General features: G+C 38.4%; 21 protein-coding genes and 2 pseudogenes. 12 read left to right on the top strand and 11 right to left on the bottom strand.

Annotation, left to right across the window (positions count from 1 at the left end; translation table 11 throughout):
• Positions 1-71 precede the first annotated feature (71 nt).
• From tolR to ACFILO_RS03535, 8 genes are all read right to left on the bottom strand, one after another.
• The gene (tolR, locus tag ACFILO_RS03570) at positions 72-524 is read right to left on the bottom strand and encodes a protein TolR (protein ID WP_375652443.1); all 453 of its coding nucleotides are present in this window, start codon (positions 522-524) and stop codon (positions 72-74) included.
• Positions 525-538: 14 nt separating this feature from the next.
• The gene (gene tolQ, locus ACFILO_RS03565; RefSeq protein ID WP_375606538.1) at positions 539-1,252 is read right to left on the bottom strand and encodes a protein TolQ; all 714 of its coding nucleotides are present in this window, start codon (positions 1,250-1,252) and stop codon (positions 539-541) included.
• 1,750 nt (positions 1,253-3,002) lie between these two features.
• The gene (ybgC, locus tag ACFILO_RS03560; RefSeq protein WP_375611759.1) at positions 3,003-3,443 is read right to left on the bottom strand and encodes a tol-pal system-associated acyl-CoA thioesterase; all 441 of its coding nucleotides are present in this window, start codon (positions 3,441-3,443) and stop codon (positions 3,003-3,005) included.
• Between the two features lie 217 nt (positions 3,444-3,660).
• Positions 3,661-4,755, bottom strand: a complete 1,095-nt coding sequence (gene ruvB, locus ACFILO_RS03555; protein WP_375677841.1) for a Holliday junction branch migration DNA helicase RuvB — start codon at positions 4,753-4,755, stop codon at positions 3,661-3,663.
• 13 nt (positions 4,756-4,768) lie between these two features.
• Entirely contained in the window at positions 4,769-5,383 is a 615-nt protein-coding gene (gene ruvA, locus ACFILO_RS03550; RefSeq protein ID WP_375611757.1) for a Holliday junction branch migration protein RuvA, read from the bottom strand.
• A gap of 13 nt (positions 5,384-5,396) precedes the next feature.
• Entirely contained in the window at positions 5,397-5,912 is a 516-nt protein-coding gene (ruvC, locus tag ACFILO_RS03545) for a crossover junction endodeoxyribonuclease RuvC (RefSeq protein WP_375622606.1), read from the bottom strand.
• Positions 5,913-7,491: 1,579 nt separating this feature from the next.
• On the bottom strand, positions 7,492-8,010 hold the full coding sequence (locus tag ACFILO_RS03540) for a DUF1465 family protein (protein WP_375677840.1): 519 nt from the start codon (positions 8,008-8,010) through the stop codon (positions 7,492-7,494).
• Between the two features lie 180 nt (positions 8,011-8,190).
• Complete coding sequence (locus ACFILO_RS03535) at positions 8,191-9,333, bottom strand: OpgC family protein (protein ID WP_375677839.1); 1,143 nt, start codon at positions 9,331-9,333, stop codon at positions 8,191-8,193.
• Positions 9,334-9,698: 365 nt separating this feature from the next.
• Between ACFILO_RS03535 and ACFILO_RS03530 the strand changes: the two genes are divergently transcribed.
• The gene (locus ACFILO_RS03530; RefSeq protein WP_375677838.1) at positions 9,699-10,361 is read left to right on the top strand and encodes a thiamine phosphate synthase; all 663 of its coding nucleotides are present in this window, start codon (positions 9,699-9,701) and stop codon (positions 10,359-10,361) included.
• Positions 10,362-10,674: 313 nt separating this feature from the next.
• Positions 10,675-11,439, top strand: coding sequence for a TIR domain-containing protein (locus ACFILO_RS03525; protein ID WP_375677837.1), 765 nt, complete (start codon positions 10,675-10,677; stop codon positions 11,437-11,439).
• Between the two features lie 279 nt (positions 11,440-11,718).
• Here ACFILO_RS03525 and ACFILO_RS03520 read toward each other — a convergent pair whose 3' ends face one another.
• Entirely contained in the window at positions 11,719-11,988 is a 270-nt protein-coding gene (locus tag ACFILO_RS03520; protein WP_375666263.1) for a type II toxin-antitoxin system RelE/ParE family toxin, read from the bottom strand.
• A gap of 15 nt (positions 11,989-12,003) precedes the next feature.
• Positions 12,004-12,192: an antitoxin gene (locus ACFILO_RS03515; RefSeq protein ID WP_375613201.1), complete on the bottom strand. Its 189-nt coding sequence runs from the start codon at positions 12,190-12,192 to the stop codon at positions 12,004-12,006.
• A 501-nt stretch (positions 12,193-12,693) separates the two neighbouring features.
• Here ACFILO_RS03515 and ACFILO_RS03510 point away from each other — a divergent pair.
• From ACFILO_RS03510 to ACFILO_RS03465, 10 genes and pseudogenes are all read left to right on the top strand, one after another.
• Positions 12,694-13,059 carry a helix-turn-helix domain-containing protein gene (locus ACFILO_RS03510; RefSeq protein ID WP_375677836.1) on the top strand — a complete coding sequence of 122 codons (366 nt, stop codon included), beginning with the start codon at positions 12,694-12,696 and terminating at the stop codon, positions 13,057-13,059.
• A 371-nt stretch (positions 13,060-13,430) separates the two neighbouring features.
• Positions 13,431-13,796 carry a helix-turn-helix domain-containing protein gene (locus ACFILO_RS03505; RefSeq protein WP_375677835.1) on the top strand — a complete coding sequence of 122 codons (366 nt, stop codon included), beginning with the start codon at positions 13,431-13,433 and terminating at the stop codon, positions 13,794-13,796.
• Positions 13,797-14,161: 365 nt separating this feature from the next.
• Positions 14,162-15,205: a tetratricopeptide repeat protein gene (locus ACFILO_RS03500; protein WP_375620995.1), complete on the top strand. Its 1,044-nt coding sequence runs from the start codon at positions 14,162-14,164 to the stop codon at positions 15,203-15,205.
• Between the two features lie 605 nt (positions 15,206-15,810).
• The gene (locus ACFILO_RS03495; RefSeq protein WP_375677834.1) at positions 15,811-16,176 is read left to right on the top strand and encodes a helix-turn-helix domain-containing protein; all 366 of its coding nucleotides are present in this window, start codon (positions 15,811-15,813) and stop codon (positions 16,174-16,176) included.
• A gap of 375 nt (positions 16,177-16,551) precedes the next feature.
• Positions 16,552-16,920, top strand: a complete 369-nt coding sequence (locus ACFILO_RS03490) for a helix-turn-helix domain-containing protein (protein ID WP_375620997.1) — start codon at positions 16,552-16,554, stop codon at positions 16,918-16,920.
• A gap of 630 nt (positions 16,921-17,550) precedes the next feature.
• Positions 17,551-17,949 (top strand): hypothetical protein, encoded by a 399-nt coding sequence (locus ACFILO_RS03485; protein ID WP_375620998.1) that lies wholly within the window; start codon positions 17,551-17,553, stop codon positions 17,947-17,949.
• Between the two features lie 338 nt (positions 17,950-18,287).
• Positions 18,288-18,638, top strand: a pseudogene (locus ACFILO_RS03480) (helix-turn-helix domain-containing protein).
• A 478-nt stretch (positions 18,639-19,116) separates the two neighbouring features.
• On the top strand, positions 19,117-19,692 hold the full coding sequence (gene efp, locus ACFILO_RS03475) for an elongation factor P (protein WP_015856958.1): 576 nt from the start codon (positions 19,117-19,119) through the stop codon (positions 19,690-19,692).
• 11 nt (positions 19,693-19,703) lie between these two features.
• The gene (locus tag ACFILO_RS03470) at positions 19,704-20,495 is read left to right on the top strand and encodes an inositol monophosphatase family protein (protein ID WP_375620999.1); all 792 of its coding nucleotides are present in this window, start codon (positions 19,704-19,706) and stop codon (positions 20,493-20,495) included.
• An 8-nt stretch (positions 20,496-20,503) separates the two neighbouring features.
• A pseudogene (locus ACFILO_RS03465) lies at positions 20,504-21,242 on the top strand (inositol monophosphatase family protein); the annotation flags it as partial.
• A gap of 122 nt (positions 21,243-21,364) precedes the next feature.
• On the opposite strand, the gene ACFILO_RS03460 reads toward ACFILO_RS03465, so the two are convergent.
• Positions 21,365-22,567, bottom strand: a 1,203-nt coding sequence (locus tag ACFILO_RS03460; RefSeq protein ID WP_375677833.1) for a hypothetical protein, incomplete at its 5' end; no start/stop codon positions are given.

The raw sequence follows: 22,567 nt of genomic DNA, 5'->3' as shown, positions 1-22,567 counted from the left end.
TTTAATCACTCTATGCTCTTTTAAAAACATCTTAAAAACAACCGGTTATGCACAATTTTATTACTTATTATTTATTGTGCTAAACTTGCTAACGCAACTTGAGAAAACCCCGCTTTTTGAATATCTGCCAGCAGTTTTAATACTTGCTGATATTCAACAGTTTTAGCAACCCGTACAAAAACCCGTTGATCTTTTTGTGTAGAATCTGCTTCCAGAAGAGTTTTCAGGTGTGCAATCAGGGACTGTGACGTTTCATAATAATCTTGATTAATGGCAAAGCGCCCTTGCGCGTCAAGTGAAACCGTCAGAGGTGTTTTTTGAGCTCGTACGGGACCCGCTTGACTACGAGGCAAATCTAGAGGAACACCGTTCACTAAAAGGGGGGCAGAGACCATAAAAATAATCAACAAGACCAGCATGACATCCACAAAAGGAGTGACATTGATCTCACTCATCAGTTGGCTTCGTGAATGATGCCGCCTACGTGTATTTTTGCGAGAAGAAGAAGCAACAGAAACGCCCATGGATAAGCTCCTTTTTATAAAGAGGAAGGTGCTGTGCGTGTTTCATCAATACGCCGCGATACAATTGTTGAAAATTCATCGGCAAAATTTTCTATTTGTGCAATGATGCGCGCACTTTCATGAGTCAACTTGTTATAAGCAATAACGGCTGGAATTGCTGCAAACAAACCAATAGCGGTTGCCAAAAGCGCTTCTGCAATCCCTGGCGCGACAATGGCAAGTGACGTATTTTGAGAAGCTGAAATAGAAAGAAAAGACTCCATAATACCAATAACTGTTCCAAAAAGTCCGATAAAAGGTCCCGCAGATCCCAATGTCGCAAGAAAACTTAATTTTGATTCTATTTTTTCACTTTCACGTCCCAGCGTCAAATCCATAGCCTTATCAATTCTGCTCTGCAAACTTTTCGATGTATGGGTCCCTTTTTCAAGAGATTTTTTCCATTCAACCATTGCTGCCATAAAAACTGCGGATATACTATTGGTACGTTGACTTTTGCATGATGCATAAAGATCTTCTAGCGCTTTGCCAGACCAAAATGTGCGTTCAAACTGCTTTATTTCACGCCGTATTCTCCGATACGTAAAAATTTTATCAAAAATAATTGCCCAACTCCAGATGGAAGCGAGCAGCAACCCAATCATAACACCTTTCACGATCCAACTCGCTTGCATAAACAAATGCAACATTCCAATTGTTTCCGGATTTGTTAGTTCACCATGCGGCATAATTTTTATCCCTCTAAATGAAAGGTGTATTTTTAAAAGTTTTATAAAACAGATTATTTTATAGTTTCTAAATTTAAGTAAAGACTTTAGTTTCACATAAATCCATGCGCTAAAACAAGACTTGTTTCTTAAATTTCCTTAAAAAGTGATGACGAGAGACATCCCTCAATGCACACCCCCCTCATTTCACAACAGCATTTATGAAAAATATAACGATAAGGATTTCTCCATAAATGCTATAAAAATAAAAGATATAAAAATGCATGATATAAAATCTATTATGCACCACCATCTTTACGCTTATGAAAAGAACGCTAAATCATCATACGCGTTTTAAGCTTAAAATACAGCGATAAGTCTTAGCACTTGAAAAGATTCATAAGAAGCATTTTATTCCTTTCTTAAGTGTTTTTGTACCCACTCATCAACCCCGCTTGTGACATGTAAGAAAATGTTTTTAATTAATTCGCAGCAATAGAGCTTGAAAAGAAAAAATCTTACAAGTTTCAGAATTATCTGAAAGTGACAACGCAATGAATTATCATTGTAAATAAATATGTTATCATCATAAAAGATAACGCTTTGCCTCAGGCTATTATTTCTCTCATTTTCCATCGAATTGAATACGGGGTACACCATCGGGCACAAAAAACGACACTAAACCACCCTACAACACCTCACAACAATGCGCCTCCCCCATGCACCCCTATTATAAGTCCTATATAATCTAGTGTAAGTCTCATGTAATCTCATTGTGTTGTGAATTAGCCCCTTTCAATGCCTATCATCTCTCTGGCACCATGATATAACGTACAAGCTTCCGTGACATGAAAAAAGCCTTTTCACATCTTTACTTCATGAAAACCGGCTTCTTCGCTCTCTTTGCTCACTTGCGATATTTGATCATTATTGCATTGAGAATGATCCATAAAAAACATTTTTACAATTTTTTCAATGATTTATATTGTTCTCTTATGATGTGTAAGCAAATGATTTTAATTGTTTCAACATGAACAGATTTGAAATGAAAGTATTTTATTCTCTTCCTCTATTAGGGTTTGTGCCCGTAAGAAGTGATAATATATCTTTCTAAGTCAATATATTATATAGAATAATATGCTTTTGAAACTTTAAATCAAGAATGCATTTCTGCTTTGTATACATTGATCTCTCACTCATTTACTACGCTTAGAAGCGCACATAAATCGCGCATTATAGCACATAAAGTGATGCATTATAGATAGAAATGGATGAAACACGCGCTCTTGTGATGCCAAATGACAATCCAGTAAAAAAACAAATCAAATTGCTTAAAAACACCCTTTGGGTGTTTTGAGACAATTTTCGACCTAATGGCTTATTATCACTTTATTGCAATATTGCGCTGGGTATGTGCATTTTTATAAAAATAAATCTTAATCCATTTTTATTTCTTTTTATATTTTGTACTTTTTCGCTGCTTTCCGATGCCAACAAACCTTTCTTCAAAAGAAAGAAAATATCTTGAGTTTATAGCAGAAAATGGATGAGGCGACATTGTTTTTGAATCATAACATGGATGAGGCGTGTTTAATTTTGTGAAATATCATCTTCAATTTATTGTAGTGTTGTAGCAGAGCTGTTTTCTTTTGCTGTATCGTGTAACCTTGTTGGAAAACATTTAGGCTATGATAAATGTATAGTCTTAGATTATAGATTACTTTATATCTGCCGATCTCTCCTGAAACTGCTGGTTCAATGAATAATACTTTTAACCAAGCATTTTTGCAAAAAGTTCTTTAGGTAAACGTCGCGGTTTTGCCTCCTCATTAATCAGAGCAATTTCAACTTTGGCTGTTACCAACGTGGTCATCTCATGCAAAATAGATTGCTCCATAAAAAAGCGTGCCCCTTGGATATGAGTAACACGTGTTTTAACGACTAAAAGATGATCAATTTTAGCGGGTCTTGAAAAATTAATTTCCATATGACGAACAACAAAAAATAGTTTTTCCCCCTCACCCCCTGCTGCTAACATCTTATTATTAAAACCGGTATCCCGTAAAAACTCTGAACGTCCTCGTTCAAAAAACTCAAGATAACGCGCATGATAAACCACACCGGAAAAATCTGTATCCGCAACATAAACGCGGACCTGAAAATTATGAAAAGCGTTTGTATGATTGCTCTTAAAAGGTGTTATTTCTGTCATCGACTTCATATCCCATAAAATCATCTAATATAGCAAATTATCTATCAATCAAAAGATTGAACACATTTTTGTGTTGAAGTTGTGAAAAGCAAAAGCAAAAAATCTTTAATAGTGCCAAACCTTTTTAGCCAGAATATGCTAAAAGAAGGCACGTCTCTTGTATTTTATGACCTTGCTATAAAATATTCACATAGTTTCTTTTAACAAAGAGAATGCCTTAGTCATCTTCCCCATCCCATAAAGATGTCTGAAGTGATGAATTGTCTTGAGCATCAGAAAGTTGAGAACGCCTTTGTATAGACGTTGTAGAGGCTGGAGCAGAAAGCCCTAAATGGCTCCAAGCCTTTTCAGTTAGAATGCGTCCACGAGCGGTTCTTTGAATAAAACCTTGTTGGAGCAAATACGGTTCAACAATATCTTCAATGGCATCGCGTGGTTCTGATAAAGCAGCAGCAATCGTTTCAATCCCCACCGGTCCCCCTAAAAAAGTTTCCGCAATCAGGAGCAAGTAGCGGCGGTCAAGCGGATCAAGCCCAAGATGATCAACCTCAAGGCGCGAAAGGGCTTCATCGGCGATTTTTTGGTCAATTTGTTTTGCCTGTTTAACCAGAGCAAAATCACAAACGCGCCGTAAAAGCCGTCCGGCAATACGAGGCGTCCCGCGTGCTCGGCGTGCAATTTCATGAGCACCATCATCACTGATCTTAACGGCAAAAAGTCGTGCATTACGCTGCACAATATATTCCAATTCTTCTATCGTATAAAAATTGAGACGAATTGGGATGCCAAAACGGTCTCTCAGCGGTGTGGTCAAAAGCCCCAAACGTGTGGTTGCCGCTACCAAAGTAAATTTAGCCAGATCAATTTTCACCGAGCGTGCGGCCGGCCCCTCCCCAATGATCAAATCAAGTTGATAATCTTCCATGGCTGGATAAAGAATTTCCTCAATCGCCGGATTTAAGCGATGAATTTCATCAATAAACAAGACATCACGTTCTTCAAGATTGGTCAAGAGAGCGGCTAAATCTCCTGCTTTAGCGATGACCGGCCCTGAAGTAGAGCGAAAATTAACGCCTAATTCTTTTGCCATAATCTGTGAAAGCGTTGTTTTTCCCAACCCCGGTGGCCCTACAAACAAAACGTGATCCAGCGCTTCTTGCCGCGTTTTTGCTGCTTCAATAAATATTTTTAAATTAGCCCGTGCCGCTTCTTGACCAATAAAGTCATCGAGAACTTGTGGTCTTAAGGAACGATCTGGATCGTTAGGAAGGGGGACGGAACCCAGAAGGCGTTTATCTTCATCTTTATGCATTGTTACCTTGATTTTAAGTAGGAGAAGAAAGCAATTTGAGACTATGCCGGATCAGCAGGGCAGAAGAAACAGTTTCGCCCTCAAGAGCGTTCATCGCAAGAGCAAGAGCACGGGATGCATGCTCCCGTTCAAACCCTAGCTTCATCAACGCGGAAAGCGCATCATGCGCAGGTTGATTGGTCATCTCACGCTGAGAAACCGAAACAGTCTTGACCGCTTGTTCAAAGGGGAGTGTTTTACTTTTCAGTTCACCCACAATTCTTTCACTGACTTTTTTACCAACGCCCGGCGCTCGACTAATCATCGCAACATCGTTTAAAGCAATAGCCTGTGCAAGTTCATCTGGCGATAAAGTACCCAAGATTGCCAAAGCAACCTTTGCCCCTACTCCAGGAACATTTTGTAGAAGACAAAACCACTCCTGTTCCGCTCTTGTAGCAAAACCAAAAAGGCGAATTGCGTCTTCCCGAACATGCGTTTCAATAAAAAGGCTTAACGCCTCCCCAACAGAAGGTAAAGAAGGACGCAGCCGATTTGACACAAAAACAACATACCCCACACCGTGCACATCAAGAAGGATATGATCATCAAAGATATGTTCAAGGGTGCCCTTTAATTTGCCAATCATGTTGCCCCCCCAATCATATCGCCTTCCTTGCCTGATAAGATCGGTCAATACTGTTACGGTGCATACTATGACAAAGAGCAAGAGCAAGAGCATCAGCCGCATCACTGCTATCAAATTCAGCCCGTGGGAGGAGAACTTTGACCATCATATGGATTTGTTCTTTAGCCCCATGTCCAACCCCAATAACTGATTTTTTCACTTTGTTGGGCGCATATTCAAAAACAGGAAGATTTGCTTGCGCAGGAACCAGCAGTGCAATTGCACGCGCTTGCCCAAGTTTTAAAGTTGCTGTAGCATCTTTGTTGACAAACACATGTTCTACAGCAGCTTCATGAGGCATAAATTGATGCACAACCTCTGAAAGACCTTTGTGGATCTGACATAGTCTAGAAGCCAGCTCACACTTTACATCAGAAGAAACCGTCCCTGCTGCAATAAACTGAAGACGATTACCCACAACATCGATAACGCCCCACCCTGTACGCCGTAATCCGGGATCAATGCCTATAATACGAATCGTCTCTGCCATAAACTACAGTCTATACACTTTTCCCTCTCTTGAATAAAGATGTGAATAAAGACAAGACCACAAAGAAAACAGCAACCCAAGACAAAACCAGTAAAAAGATAATCATCCCCCCAAATTTATACAATTATAACACGCAACGAACAGCATCTTTATGAAACATACTTTATGAAGCGTAACTGAAATCAGTCAAAACAATTCACACATCACAAGCAAGCACCCTCTAAAGCATAAAAATTCCCTTTCTATATCATATCCAATGCCATAACGGTTAAACATCGCAAGCGAGCAAATAGATCAGTGCTGGATTGCACATTCATAATGTGTAAAGAGGCTATGCAATGGATGGTACACACTTTGCGAAAACTTTTTACATTATAGCATGACGCTATCATAACAAGGCAACACGTTGATTTATAAAGATAATTAATTATTTTGTATGTTGCATAAGAATCCCGAATATCCTAAGATTTTCTCATTACAAATCTGTTTATATTGAAGCAATCAAAACCATTCTCTTACATATTAAACGTGGGATTGCCGTATAGAGTGAAACTGTACAAGAAAGGACTAAAAATGCCTCTAATGAATTGTCTCAAGTTCCAAAGGCTGTTGCAACATTGGGGACTGGCAAAGATGATGATAGTGCCGGCGTGCTCTGTTGCAAACGTAAAAATGAGAGAGGCTCAACGAATGTGAATAAGAACTGAGAGGTGTTTTTGAATATACTCATCACACCACAATGACATTGCGTAGAGGGGGACATTGCATAGGGGCACAGGGAACCCATGGGACATTCATTATATGGCACTTTATTTTGGATATTTTATTTTACGCGAGGAAAAATAACTTCCATTCAAAACAAAAGAAGCCCCAAAACTGCAACAATGTGTATCATCCTCATTAACACACACTTTACAGCAGCTTTATAGGCATAAATTATAGAGCACAAATAAATTGATGTACAAGCCCCTACTCTATCTTAAAGCCAGATCATTATCAGAGCCAAAACAAAATCACACGATAGATCAACAGAAAGTGTTCCAGCTGCAATCAACCAAAGTCGATTTCCATAAGACCAACCATACTCCATCCCATGCCATATTCGAAATCAATACTTATACACCCCCTCTAAGCTATAAGCTCAAGATATTTCTACGCCAAATAGAAATTAGGCAGAAAAAAACACTCTAGATTAGTTTTAATTGTGAAATTTCGGTTGTAAAAAAAATGGGTATACTGCTCTAAATATCGTAAGAAAGAAGCAAGGAGCTATTCTTCTCAGAACGCCCAAAAGCTGTTTTCAGTAATTCAATTTATTTTCCCACTAGATTATCATCGTTCAAGATAAAGCCGCCGCTTATTGACCAAAGCGCTTAAACTACAGCAGCATCTCTAAATGAAAAAAATGCACGCTTCTAAACGTAATGAATGAGAACAAATTGACGGAAAGTTTCTGGCAATTCATGCCAATGAGGGGTTTCAAGTTCCAATGTCGGTGTATGAAGTGACACTTTTACAATTTCTTTTTTTTATTTGTTCTGATGATATTTCTCCTTCGCACAAAGCAAGGGGAGTCCCTCTAAGAACGCCCAAAGGCTGTTTTGAGCAATTCGATTTGTTTTCCCACTGGATTATCATCTTCTAGAGCACAGGAGGCCGCAGTTTCCCACCCAGCACGCATATAGGTTATGCGCACTTCTAAACGCAATGAATGAGAAACAAATTGGCGAAAAATTTCTGGCAATTCATGCCAATGAGGGGTTTCAAGTTCCAATGTCGGTGTATGAAGTGACACTTTTACAATTTCTTTTTTTATTTGTTCTGATGACATTTCCCCTTCACGCTCTGCGCGAAGAAGAAGGAGTTGAGAAGCGATTTGCATAAGTCGTGTACTTAAATACATAGCCTCTTTCGCATAGACTGCAGAAACCTCTGCCGAAAGAGAGCGTGCTACTAATTTCCCTTCTGAGTCAATATACGCTGCGGTTTTTTCAATCAGCGCCATTGTTTCTTCATAGAGACGATTAAAAGCATTTTCAAAAGCATTATGCTCAATCATGATAATAGGTTCATCATATGGACGTTTATGTACACTCACGCTTTTATACTCCAAGTATCAGCACAAAATCATACCCCTTAACGAATAGAGTATTAAAAAGTTTCTTTTGTTGCTGTATAGAACGCTTTTTTTTAAAACTGCTACCTCTTTTAATTTTTTTGCGCAACGCACTTTTTATACTAAGGTTAACGTGCCCAACAAACACTACAGGAATATTTTTTATAAACGGATCATTTTCCTTGAAAATGACCACTGCCAAGATTGCCGTTTTTCACAATAATAAGCGACTCCAAATTGCAAAGCAATACCCGTTATTATTAAGAGGGTATCGGAAAAAAACGTTTCTGTCATCACTGTTTTTATAATTTGTCCAAACATCGCAAAAATGGTTCCCGTTACAAAGACCGGTAAACTATGTTTTCCTAAAATTGCTAAAGGATGTTTCTGAGAGACATAAAACCATTTATTGATGCGCGGCAAAGAAAGAATGAGAAAGGCTAATGCAAGAACATGGAGTAAACGTGGCAAGCTTAAAAAGGTTTTATTAAAATTCAACAATGGGGAAGACCAGCCAAGCCACCCCAAAATGCCCCACCAATTTAAGCGAACCCATAACAGCGCCAACAAGAGATACGCTGCCGCACAAACAATCCAAAAAGACTGAAAAGCGATTTTTTTTCCTTGTTTAAGCGCTAAAGTACTGGTCAATCCTATGACAAATAAGAATTGCCAAGACAAAGGATTTAAAAACCACTTTCCCTTTAAAGGATAAGAAGGAGGAGCAATTTTATAAAATCCGCAGATAAGATACAGTGTAAAGGAGCCCAAAAGCAGCCATTTTGTCTGCTTACAACTCAAATAAAGGATAAAAGGCGCAAAAAACATCAAAACGATATAAAGAGGAAGAATATTATTATATCCCAATTGATGTCCAAAGCTTAAGGTACTCAAAAATGCGATACCAGGCTCTTTAAAAAAGAGTCCCACATTGTTCATCGATAAAAGTTTTTCTGTTCGCCATAATAAAAAGGCAGCAAAAAAAAGACTTAACGTGACAAAAGTCGTAAAAAGATATGCCCCATAGAGCTGCAGAGCTCTGTACCAAAGTTTTCGGATAATAAAAGCAAAGGATTTTTGCTGTAACCGTCCATGAAAGCTTAACCCAAGAGCAATCCCTGAAAGCAAAACAAACACTTCTGCACAATCAGAAAAACCGAAATTTCTATGAGTAAAAGACTCATAGATCGTTCTGGGAATATGGTTGATGAAAATCGTCAATAAGGCCAAAGAACGAAAAACGTCAATGCGTGTATCACGATGAGAAGGTTGAGTATTATGCTCAAGAATACCTTGGTACTTCATCAGTGGACTCCCACACGTTGCACCCCCCTTGAAGTCCCATAAAAATGGTGCTTACCCTTATTGCCAACAAGCATGAACAGGATGAAATTTTAATTTTTAAGAGTCAAGTTTCATTTTAAGCGTTTATTTTTTTAAAAGCAAAAGTTTTTTAAAGGCAAAAGAACGAAAAACGTCCATACGTGTATCACAGCGAAAAGGTAACATATTATGCTTAAAAACACTCTCATTTCTCATAAACAGGCTTCCACACACCCACAAATCCTTTAAATTACGTGAAAATGGTGGTCACTTTCATTGCAAATAAGCATAATAGAATGAAACTTTAATTTTTAAGCGTTATTTTTTCTAAGAAACAGGGATTTGACATGACACAACAAAAAAATAAACCAATTGATCCACCTCTTTTCCCTCAGTTGATTTTAACACTTGATGTTCGGCGCAACACCCCACACACATTTTTGCAGCAAATTTTACAAACAAAGTCTTTTGCATGCGTCATCCTCTATGATTCTGAAAAATTGAAAGATGATAGCTCTTTTTTACAACAACAAGCGCAAACTTACGCAGAAGATATTCAACATCATGACGCAGCCCTTCTCATTGCTGATGACAGCCGCATTGCTGGGCGCATAAAGGCTGATGGATTGCACATAGAAAATGATCTTAACGCTCTTGAAAGCTTCAAAAATCAGCAAAAGGAACAAAAAATCATAGGCTTTGGCAATCTACGCAATCGCCATAGTGCTATGCTTGCAGCGGAAACAGGTGTTGATTACCTGTTCTTTGGAAAACTCGGGGCTGATAAAAAACCCCAAGCGCACCCCCGCAATCTCCAGTTAGCAACATGGTGGGCAGAGATTATGCAAACCCCCGCCATTATCCAAGCAGGGAGCGATTTTTCAACCTTTGATGAAGTCTTAAAGACTGGATGTGAATTCATTGCTGTAGAAGAAGTCATTTTGGGGAACGACAACCCCTTAATACTGCTTAAAACAATGCAAGAAAAATGTGAAAACACCCCCTTGTAATATAGGAGGAGAATTTATAAATAAAGCGTTAATAAAAATCCAAACACTCACCACTATATTACTTATATAGAACACACAATAACAGATAAAGAGGATACCTCGAAACTCAATAAAATTGCTTAATAATTCAATCAAATTGATGAAAAAACTAGCGTCTTTTTTTCATATAATATATAGAGAAAAGGATCATAAAAATTTTCTAGTTCAAAATCTTATAAAGACGAAGCATTATGATTGCGGGGGAATTTGTCATTGTTAATGTTGATCACTAATACCAACAACGAATGATAGAGATATGAAGGGGACATAAAAAATGGAATACAAATACAGAGGGCCGTTTGAATACAATGGAACACTTGAAGATCTTAAAAACATAATTCGCAAAACTGGATATCAAATCACAGATGTTAAAGCCATACAAAAAAGTCCCTATGGTTTTACGTATAAGATTGAAGCCTCTGAAAGAAGAAGCATTCTTTGGGATGATACCACAGGAAAAACAGTCATTCTAGGTGAAAAAATTTTCTGCCATGAGCTAGAAAAAGCTTTTGCAAAGCATCTAGAAGAAACATCAACGATTCCTTCCTCAAAAACTGCCTCCAATACATCAAATAAAAAAATTTTTATTGTTCATGGTCATGATTGTTATGCCTTAACGGAGCTTGAAAATGCTCTTCTCAAGCTTGGTCTCGAACCATACATCTTACAAAATACGAGTGGCAATGGTTTACCCATCATTCAAACTTTGAAAAAAGAAATTTGTGACAGTTCTATAAGTTTTGGTATTGTACTCCTCACGCATGATGACATGGGTTATGCTATATCTCAAGGTGCAGAAAAAATTCAACCCCGTGCACGACAAAACGTTATTTTCGAAATGGGCATGTTAGCTGCCACACTTCCTCTTGAGAGGATTGCTATTCTACAAAAAGAAGGCATTGAAATGCTTTCAGATGTTGGTGGAGTTTACTACCTTTCTTTTAAAGAACACGTAAACGAAACATTTCCCAAACTTATTAAGCGCTTACAAAAAGCTGATTTCTCTTTTAATACAGATACAATTCATGCATTAAAGTAAATTTGAATAATGCTTATGTTTATTTTTTAAAGCGCACGCCCAAAACCACAAGGCACCTCACCACATGCCACAGACACACACATCCTATAGCACAGAGAAACGATCACCCCCCCCTTCTTCAAACAGCAAGCGATTGTGCAAATTTTAATGAAGAGACCGCGTGTAAATTCATTACCATAGAAGAAATCATTTTAATCCCTTTGATAAACACGGAGGCTGTTGTCATGATTTTGGTAATTGTTCCAGAGAGATTTAAGAAGCAGATAGCCTCTCATTAGATTAAAGAAAAATAGGAAATTCACGTCGGGCATGTACTACAGCTACAATTTCGATTTGATGTGCAGCTACTCGATACAATATAAGGTAATTTGGATGCGCTACAATTTCTCGTAATCCTAATACCTTCTCACTCTGTCTGTATAAATATGGATGTTCTGCCAATGGCAGTACGGATGCTTCCAAAAACCTTTTCATTCGGCGCGCAGCAGATGGATTCTCGCGAGCAATATAAGTTAAAATCTGACGCAAATCGTCGCGCGCCGAAGACAACCAAAACCGGAAGCATCACTTGTCCTGTTCAGCTTCAAGCTGACTGATTATAACTTCCATTTCAGCCATAACCTCATCATGCGGAATAGGAGGATATGGATTTGCAAGACTGCTCGCTACCTTATCGCGCAGCCATGCAGTGTAGCTGCTTTCCTGTTCAACGGTTTCGAACTCTGAAATTAGCGGAGAAAGGGTGGGCTTCATAATATATGTCCTTTCTATTCCTGAATATTGGAGATAATTACTCTTGTCTATGTTGTCAATACTAGCGAATTGAAAATGTTTAACTTTTAAGCGTCCAAAGTTCTTTTGATCTTAAACCTTAAGGCTCTTTAACCCTCTCAAAAAACACGGGGGCTAATATCATGATTTTGACAATCATTCCAGAGAGATTTAAGAGGCAGATAGCCTCTCATTAAAAAACAAATTTTGTAAGTAAAAAACTATTTTTATTGTAAATTTCCTGAAATTACTTTATGAATTAAAAGATGTTTTGGTCGCATACGCAACGACCAAAAGGGGCCTTGAAAACCCTAAGTTCTAGCGTAAAGATGAACCCACTTTGTGGGTATCCCGGAATTCCGGGAGTTTTTGCTATGTCCAGGTGCTTTAAGCACTAAAAGCAAAAAGGCTGACTAGAACTCAGTATTTTCAAGCTCCCGGAATACTCATGCGAGGGCGCTCGCGACCGGCGGGGGCTTTAAAATGCGAACCAAAGATCTTGATAATGATATTTTCATTGGCAAAAAAATTCGTTTGAGACGAAAAATGCTAAAAATGTCTCAAACAACTTTAGGGCACGCTTTAGGCGTAAGCTTCCAACAAATTCAAAAATATGAAAATGGCTTAAATCGTGTCAGCGCAGGGCGTTTAAAGAAAATTTCCGATATCTTGAATGTTCCACTTTCCTTTTTTTATGCCGATATCATTACAAAACAGCAGTCACCATACCATCATGATGAAATCGCATCAAGCACAGAGGAATACCTGCTGCTCAAAAGATTTAGAATTCTAACAACGGTAAAAAAGAAAGCCTTTTTACAGCTGATCTCTGATGAGAATGCAAGCTAACATAACGCGATAGTGTGTGCTATTCAAAGTCCCCTTTGTGAACACTTTATTGCTTGAATGCAAAACATGCCACCCCTCCATTTTAAGAAACGACACGTTAAGAGACACTATTTTAATTTTTATTGTAAATTTCCTAAAATTACTTTATGAATTAAAAGATGTTTTGGTCGCATACGCAACGACCAAGAGGGTCTTGAAAGCCCGAAAATCTAAACATGAATTTACCCCACTTTGTGGGTATCCCGGAATTCCGGGAGTTTTTGCTATGTCCAGGTGCTTTAAGCACTAAAAGCAAAAAAAGCTGATTAGATTTCAGTACTTTCAAGCTCCCGGAATACTCATGCGAGGGCGCTCGCAACCGGCGGGGAAAAATGCAATCTCAAAATCTTAATATTGATCTTTTTATTGGCAAAAAAATTCGTTTGAGACGAAAAATGCTAAAAATGTCTCAAACAACTTTAGGACACGCTTTAGGTGTAAGCTTCCAACAAATTCAAAAATATGAAAAAGGCTTAAATCGTGTCAGCGCAGGGCGTTTAATGGAAATTTCTGATATTTTGAATGTTCCTATTGCCTTTTTTTACGCGGATATCATTACAAAACAACAGCCCCCATACCACCATGATGAAATCGCATCAAACACAGAGGAATACCTGCTGCTCAAAAGATTTAGAGTTCTAACAACGGTAAAAAAGAAAGCCTTTTTACAGCTGATCTCTGATGAGAATGCAAGCTAACATCACACGGATAGCGTGCGCTATTCATAAGCATTCATACGTATTTTTAAAAGCAACCTCCATTGTAAGCATTTTTTCATTTTAGGGGGGATAAGCCCTTGATATAATAGAAGATAAGCATCTTTACATACGATAACCCTTCATCATTATTATTTTTAACAGGACTGTATTATTTTTAACAGGACTGTTTTAAACAGTCTGTCTCTCGTCGACATTTATGCTACTTTTTTAACTTACCCAACCCTACCTTGAACCAAGACGAAAAACTGAGAGATAAAAAGTAATATAGAAATGAAATTCTTATACGGCTTGTAATGATGAAAAAAAAATGTGAAAATTCTGATCGGTAATGAGGAGAAAACACCATGATCAAGAGAAGCGTGAAGCTGCTTATCTTAGGCGTGATTGGGCTTGCAAGTTCTGCTGTAAGTTCAGCGGGAAACACTGAAGAAATCTCAAATTCTGAAAGCTCTTTCAATACGATTCAAGAAGCTTCAAACACTCAAGAACCCTTTCAGCCCTTAAAAGCTGGAGACTATGACCAAGCCTATGACTATTACATCCAAGGTTATTATTTAAAAGCTTTTCGTGAAGCACTCCGACGTGCTGAAAAAAATGATCCTTTTGCACAAACTCTTCTTGCCCGAATTTATATGGAAGGATGTGCTGTTCCTATTGACGGTGCGCGTGCTGCTTTATGGTTTGAACGCGCTGCAAAACAGGGGGAACCCCAAGCACAACTACGCTATGGACTTATGTTGTTCGATGGTAACTTTATAAAACAAAATCAAGAACTTGGTGCGCAATTCATTCAAAAAGCTGTCAAAGCAGGCGTCAAGGAAGCCTATTTTTATTATGGACAACTGCTTCTTTATAAAGCCTCACAGGAAAAACAAGCTCTCCCTGGTGTTTCTTCCCAAAGTCGTGAAAATGAAGCAATAGAGCAAGCCTTAAAATGGTACTTAAAAGGTGCTGCTCTTGGGGATGCTGAAGCGGCTTTTTCTGCTGCAAAAATTCTTTCCTTAGGCACGTTAAAGCGACCAAAAGATGATCGCAATGCCCGCAAGCTCATGGAGGTAGCGGCTCAAAACAACCACTTAAAAGCTCAACTTCATTTAGCACAATGGCTTGTACAGGGGCGTGGAGGAGAAACAGATTTTCAGCGTGCTTTTCATTTACTTCACAGAAATGCCGTCAACATGATTGCACCAGCACAGATTTCCCTTGCAAGGCTTTATCGAGATGGCACAGGAACAAAAGGCGATATAATAATGGCAGCGGCATGGTATATGCTCGCAAAGGAAGCAAAAATGCAAGCTCCTGATCTTGAAATAATGCTCCAAGGCATGGACAAGACACAACTAGAAAAAGCGCACAAAGAAGCAATAAAGCTCCTTCCTGTTTTTTAAATACTCCTCTCTGCTTCAAAAAGATAAAATTTATAGAAATTCCGGGAGATTTTGCTCTGTCCAGGTGCTTTAAGCACTAAAAGCAAAAAGGCTGATTCGAGGTCAGTGTTTTTAGACTCCCGGAATACCAACGCGAGGGCGCTCGCAACCGGCGGGGGCTTTAAAATGCGAGCCAAAAATCTTGATAATGACATTTTCATTGGTAAAGAAAACGCACTGGTATCATTTGCTTAACAAACAATATCCAATAAGCAAAAGAGCTAGACTATCCCGAAAATTCCGCAAGCTCTATTTTTTCATTCTTTTTGCTTGGACGAAAAACACGCCGTCTCTTATAAAAAAACTATTTTTTATTGCCAAGCCTCCGAAATTACTTTACATATTTAAAGGTATTTTTGATCGTATACGCAACGATCAACGGGGATTAAAAACCCTAAGGTCCGATACATAAAAATGAACCCACTCTGTGGGTATCCCGGAATTCCGGGAGATTTTGCTATGTCCAGGTGCTTTAAGCACTAAAAGCAAAATGCTGATTCGGACTCAGTGTTTTTAACTCCCGGAATACCAATGCGAGGGCGCTCGCACTCGGAGGGGGCTTTAAAATGCGAGCCAAAAATCTTGATAATGACATTTTCGTTGGCAAAAAAATTCGTTTGAGACGAAAAATGCTAAAAATGTCTCAAAAAACATTAGGTCAACATTTAGGTGTTACTTTCCAGCAAATCCAGAAATATGAAAACGGCTTAAATCGTGTCAGCGCAGGGCGTTTAAAAGAAATTGCCGATATCTTAAATGTTCCACTTGTCTTTTTCTATGCGGACACCTCAGCAAAACAACAGCCCCCATACCCTCATGATGAAATCGCATCAAGTACAGAAGAATACCTGCTGCTCAAAAGATTTAGAGTTCTAACAACGGTAAAAAAGAAAGCCTTTTTACAGCTGATCTCTGATGAGAATGCAAGCTAACATCACGCGATAGCGTACGCTATTCAAAGCCCCCCTTGTGAACACTTTATTGCTTAAATGCAAAACATGCCACCCCTCCATTTTAAGAAACGACACGTTAAGAGACGCTATTTTAATTTTTATTGTAAATTTCCTGAAATTACTTTATGAATTAAAAGATGTTTTGGTCGCATACGCAACGACCAAAAGGGGCCTTGAAAACCCTAAGTTCTAGCGTAAAGATGAACCCACTTTGTGGGTATCCCGGAATTCCGGGAGTTTTTGCTATGTCCAGGTGCTTTAAGCACTAAAAGCAAAAAGGCTGACTAGAACTCAGTATTTTCAAGCTCCCGGAATACCAACGCGAGGGCGCTCGCAACCGGCGGGGGCTTTAAAATGCGAGCCAAAAATCTTGATAATGACATTTTCGTTGGCAAAAAAATTCGTTTGAGACGAAAAATGCTAAAAATGTCTCAAAAAACATTAGGTCAACATTTAGGTGTTACTTTCCAGCAAATCCAGAAATATGAAAACGGCTTAAATCGTGTCAGCGCAGGGCGTTTAAAAGAAATTGCCGATATCTTAAATGTTCCACTTGTCTTTTTCTATGCGGACACCTCAGCAAAACAACAGCCCCCATACCCTCATGATGAAATCGCATCAAGTACAGAAGAATACCTGCTGCTCAAAAGATTTAGAGTTCTAACCTCGATAAAACAAAGAGCCATTTTACAATTACTCTCTGATCAAAATGAAAGCTTTTAACATCATGACATAGAGCACTACACTCTCTGTTCTTAACTTGCCTCCCACCCCTCAAAGGACAGAAGCCCCTTCCCTATCCGGTTGGGAAACAATCCGTCTTCTCAGAACAGAACTCTTTTAGCTTCCCATTTTATGTGGTTCATTTCACAAAATTATCCGGACAAGCTCCCCCTCAAATATTCACCACACACTCTCATAAAAACATCACATGTGCAAAGTTTTATGTCTTATAGCACCACACCTCAAACGATAGTATTTAAAAAAACAGAATAAACATTCATACGTATTTAAAAAAAGATAGCCCTTAAAAAGCAATGCTTGAAAATTTTTTTGATCAATCTGGAATAACACTTAACACATCATTTTATAATAGAGATGGAGGACATGATCTTAACATGCAAACGCAAAAAATTGCTTTTTTATCATAATCACTAAAAGCAGCAGTTTATTAAAATATACGCCACCAGAAGCACTTCAAGCAGCCTTTACAGCTGAAACCATTATTCATTGATTAATTAACCGATTGATTAGATACCGATATGTTGTTAATGTGCTATGCGTAAAGTTGCTCTTATTTCTGGAAGAGGAGCTTCGCAAATAAAGAGCAACAATAAGTAAGGGGAATTAAAGATGTTAAAATATTTATTGCTGTCACCGGTTGTGTTGGTGGCTGGTTGCGCATCTGTAGGCAGTTATTCATCAAATTATGTTGATCAAAGTCTTACAAAGCGTCAGGCACAATTAGTTGCTAACAAATTTATTAGCGGTAACAAAGGGTTTTTACCACCAGCTACAACCACACTTCTTATAAAGAAAAATAATACAGCAGACAACTTTACTCCTTTATTTATCAATCTGTTGCGACGGAATGGATATAATGTGATCTATACAGATCAACCTCAAAAGCAACAAAACATGGGTGTGAATTTGAGTTATAGAATAAGATTAAATAGTAGCACTATAGTGTCTCTTTTTCAGTATAACGTGAACGGAGAGCCGCGTTCTTATATAAATACTCAGCCCAGATGAACCCGCTATTTAATGTAAACATACTCTATATTTTACACGTAAAGACTTAAAAGCTCTTGCGAAAGGCAAAGAGATTTGCACCTCAATAAAAAACCTCATTTTTAGCCAGAGTGGATAAATTTTATTATAGATTGTGACAATACAAAATAATGTAAATTATAGCTTTGAGATTTAAGAAAAGAAGAATACTAAAAATAATGAAAATGCCCCACACCCTAGTGAATTGTTACGCGAAGATGTAAATGCAAAACTTGGACTATCTGTGATTGAAGCAGCTGAAGAGTTTTCTATATCCCGTGTAGCATTTTCTAGGGGCTTGGTAAAATCCTTATAACGACATTTTCAGTGGCAAATTCATTGGCAAAAAAATTCGTTTGAGACGAAAAATGCTTAAAATGTCTCAAAAAACATTAGGTTAACATTTAGGTGCCACTTTCCAACAAATCCAGAAATATGAAAACGGCTTAAATCGTGTCAGCGCAGGGCGCTTAAAATAAATTGCCGCTATCTCAAATGTTCCACTTTCCTTTTTCTATGCTGATATCTTAACAAAACAACAGCCCCCATACCACCATGATGAAATCGCATCAAGTACAGAAAAATACCTGCTTTTAAAAAAATTTAGAGTCCTAACCTCGATAAAACAAAGAGCCTTTTTACAATTACTCTCTGATCAAAATGAAAGCTAACACCCCGCGATAACACACACCACGCTCTATCCCATGAGACACTCATAATAAACTCCGTATTCACATATTCTTAATTAAAAACACCTCATGGTTTTAGGGAACTTATATCATTACCATCAATTATATCATTGCCATCAATGATGATATTTTACGACACAACGGGATAAATTTCCCCCAAAATTCTAAAAAATTTTTGTGCAAATTTTTAAAAAGCTTGCGTCTGAGCGCTTTTTATGGTCTTGCAAAGAGCTGAAAAGCAAAAATACATAAAGGTTCTTTTTTACTTAAGCTTTTCTCTTTGCAAAAAGCAGGAGAAAGCCCATAAAGAGCACACAGGACCATGAGAGAGCAGCAAGGTTAATCAAAGGGATTTTAGCCCGAAAATAACAAAAGAGCTTGACCGTTAAAGGCAGCAAAGAAAAGCGCCATAAAGACAACAAGAGAGTTCTTTTTGCAAGAATAGAATTGGATAGAAACGATGAAAATTAATGGCAATGAAATTCGCCCTGGTAATGTGATCGAACATCAAGGAAGCTTATGGGTTGCTGTTAAATGCAACGCTGTAAAACCAGGAAAAGGTGGTGCATTTAACCAAGTTGAAATGAAAAATTTGATTGATGGTACAAAACTTAATGAGCGATTTCGCGCTGCTGAGACAGTTGAACGCGTGCGCCTTGAACAAAAAGATTTCACCTTTCTTTATCAACAAGGGGATGCTTTGGTCTTTATGGATTCAGAATCTTATGAACAACTAGAACTTCAAAAGGATTTTGTTGGTGAACGTGCTGCTTTTCTCCAAGATGGGATGACTGTCACAGTTGAACTTTATCAAGAAAAGCCTATTGGCATCTCACTTCCTGATCAAGTTGCTGTCACGATTGCAGAAGCCGATCCTGCCATCAAAGGACAAACGGTTACCTCCTCTTATAAACCCGCCATTCTTGAAAACGGAATTCGTATTCTTGTTCCCCCCTTTATGAATGCTGGTGAACGTATCATTGTAGACACCAATGAGTTGATTTATTTGCGTCGTGCAAATGAAAAAGATAAATAAAGGAATAAAAAATGGCCCATTCTGCAGTCATGAATGTCATGGTGCAAGCTGCAATGAAAGCAGGACGCTCGTTGGTACGTGATTACGGTGAAGTGCAAAATTTGCAAGTGTCTTTGAAAGGACCAGCAGATTATGTCAGCCAAGCAGATCGCAAAGCGGAAAAAATTATTTTCAATGAACTAAGCAAGGCGCGCCCCAAATTTGGTTTTCTGATGGAAGAGTCAGAAGAAATCATTGGAGAAGATTCACAACACCGTTTTATTGTTGACCCTTTAGATGGCACCACAAATTTTCTCCATGGCATTCCTTTTTTTGCTGTTTCCATTGCCTTAGAAAGCCAAGGAAAAATCGTTGGTGGTGTCATTTACAATCCCGTGAATGATGAACTCTTCACCGCAGAACGCGGGTGTGGTGCTTTTTTCAATGACCGCCGCTGTCGCGTTTCTGCTCGACGCAGACTAGAAGATTGTGTCATTGCCACAGGAATGCCTCATTTTGGTCGCCCAAATCATGGAACCTACCTTATTGAATTACGTAATGTGATGGCAGAGGTTGCCGGACTTCGCCGTTTTGGGGCTGCTGCTCTTGATTTAGCTTATGTGGCTGCTGGAAGAACCGATGGCTTTTGGGAAGATAACCTGCAAATTTGGGATATGGCTGCTGGAATACTGATGGTTCGTGAAGCCGGTGGTTTTGTCACCGATAAAGAAGGCGGCAACAATATATTTCGCAAAAAAAATATCATTGCCGGCAATGAACACATTCGCCTAAAATTAGAAAAAACCCTCAAAAAAGGCATTTAGACCTCAGAAAAGATCTAGCAGATGACCTCAGCCAAGCAGATCGCAAAGCGGAAAAAATTATTTTCAATGAATTAAGCAAAGCGCGCCCCAAATTTGGTTATCTGATGGAAGAGTCAGAAGAAATCATTGGAGAAGATTCACAACACCGTTTTATTGTTGACCCTTTGAGATGGCACCACAAATTTTCTCCATGGCATTCCTTTTTTTGCTGTTTCCATTGCTTTAGAAAGCCAAGGGAAAGTCGTTGCTGGTGTCATTTACAATCCCGTGAGTGATGAACTCTTCACCGCAGAACGCAGGTATGGTGCTTTTTTCAATAACCGACGCTGTCGCGTTTCTGCTCGACGCAGACTGGAAGATTGTGTCATTGCTACAAGCATGCCTCATTTTGGTCGCCTAGGTCATGGAACCTATCTTATTGAATTACGCAATATAATGATGGAAGTTGCCGGACTTCACCGTTTTGGTGCTGCTGCTCTTGATTTAGCTTATGTTGCTTCTGGCAGAACCGATGGCTTTTGGGAAGATAACCTGCAAATTTGGGATATGGCTGCTGGAATACTGATGGTTCGTGAAGCCGGTGGTTTTGTCACCGATAAAGAAGGCGGCAGCGATATATTTCGCAAAAAAAATATCATCACAACAAAACGCCCCAAGAAGCAACAACGACATCAGAAGCCAACATTCTCCCCTACTTCTCTTAAGAAATCACCGCCTACACAGCAAAAAAGATTGACTATAATTTAAAATATCCCCTCTCTGCTAAGGGCTATCACATATGCCTCTCATAGTTTTCACCTCTACATGACAACAGAAATTTTAGCAAATCCATTGATTTATACAGCCATTCCCCCCCCTTCATTTAACCATTATCTCAGATAGTCTATGAAATACTCTCGAGATTTATAGTAACAAAAATCTTTGTTTTCCAAAATTGCTTTCTGCATTTCACTTGCAAGCTGCTCTTTATCTTTTTCAATAGCCTCTTTCAGCGCCTTTACCTTCTTATCCCCAAAGATAACTTTTAATTTTTCTTTTAACTTTTTTTCCTCAACAAGCTTCTCCCAAAAGATCAATCGGTTATCGCATTTCTCATTTGATGATTTCATCCACTCTTTAACGCCTAATTTGTAAGCTTCTTCAAATGTTGGATTCCCTTCAACAATGGAAAGATTTTTTGCTCTATTTGTGTCATTCTCTTGACAAGTATTGATTACTTCTCTAACTGTGACAGAATGGCAACCATTATCAAAGGCAACATAGCCTTTTTTCACTGTTTTAATAAGCTTCTTATAGTAAATGAAAGTTTCTCTTGCCTCCTTATAATCACTGGAAATATCACACAACAACAACAACACATTCTTTTTACAATATAATAATAAAGTACACTCACCAGACCAAGATTCCGAAAGCTTTAGCATTTTCTCTATCTCTTTGTGTTCTATACTTATAGATATGTTGTCCCACAAAGTATCTGTAAATTTTTTCTTTTCATCCTCCCCTGTAAAGTTTTCCTTTTGGTGCTGTTTGCATTCAGCTGTAATCATATCATCAAGAACATATAACCACCAATGAAGTAATAACATCGTAGGTTGACTCCGTTTTTTGTTCGTAAGAGGATCTACAAACTTTTGCAGAGTTATTCCATTCCTTCTCATTAATCGCACTGCTTTTATAAAAAATTTCCTAAAATACGAGGTATCCAAGAGACTACATATTTTTTTGTAATGTTCATAAGTAAGTTTTTTTCCAAGTGCTTGCTTGTACAATAAACGCACTTTGTGATCCCCTCGAACACAAATATCCTTTACCAATGGAAGCCGATCTCCACTGAATTTCATATCTTCCCTAGGATTTTTTATCCCCAGTACGTCTCTTTCCCATAGCCTTACTCCCTCATCCCATTGTTTCAACCATTCCTGCGATACTTTTTGAGTTTTTTTAACAAGCCTTTGTTCCCCTTGTGCAATAATATCTTTATGTCCAGCGCATTCTTGCTCTTTTCGCTCAAGTTGTTCAGTCAATTGAAGACATTTCTGTTCCCATTGTGCAATAATATCTTGATGTCCAGC

Source organism: Bartonella sp. AP72JLCBS (assembly GCF_042195705.1).
Classification (GTDB): Bacteria; Pseudomonadota; Alphaproteobacteria; order Rhizobiales; family Rhizobiaceae; genus Bartonella.
The sequence above is the reverse complement of the archived record's forward strand: the minus strand, read 5'-3'. Positions and strand labels throughout refer to the sequence as shown.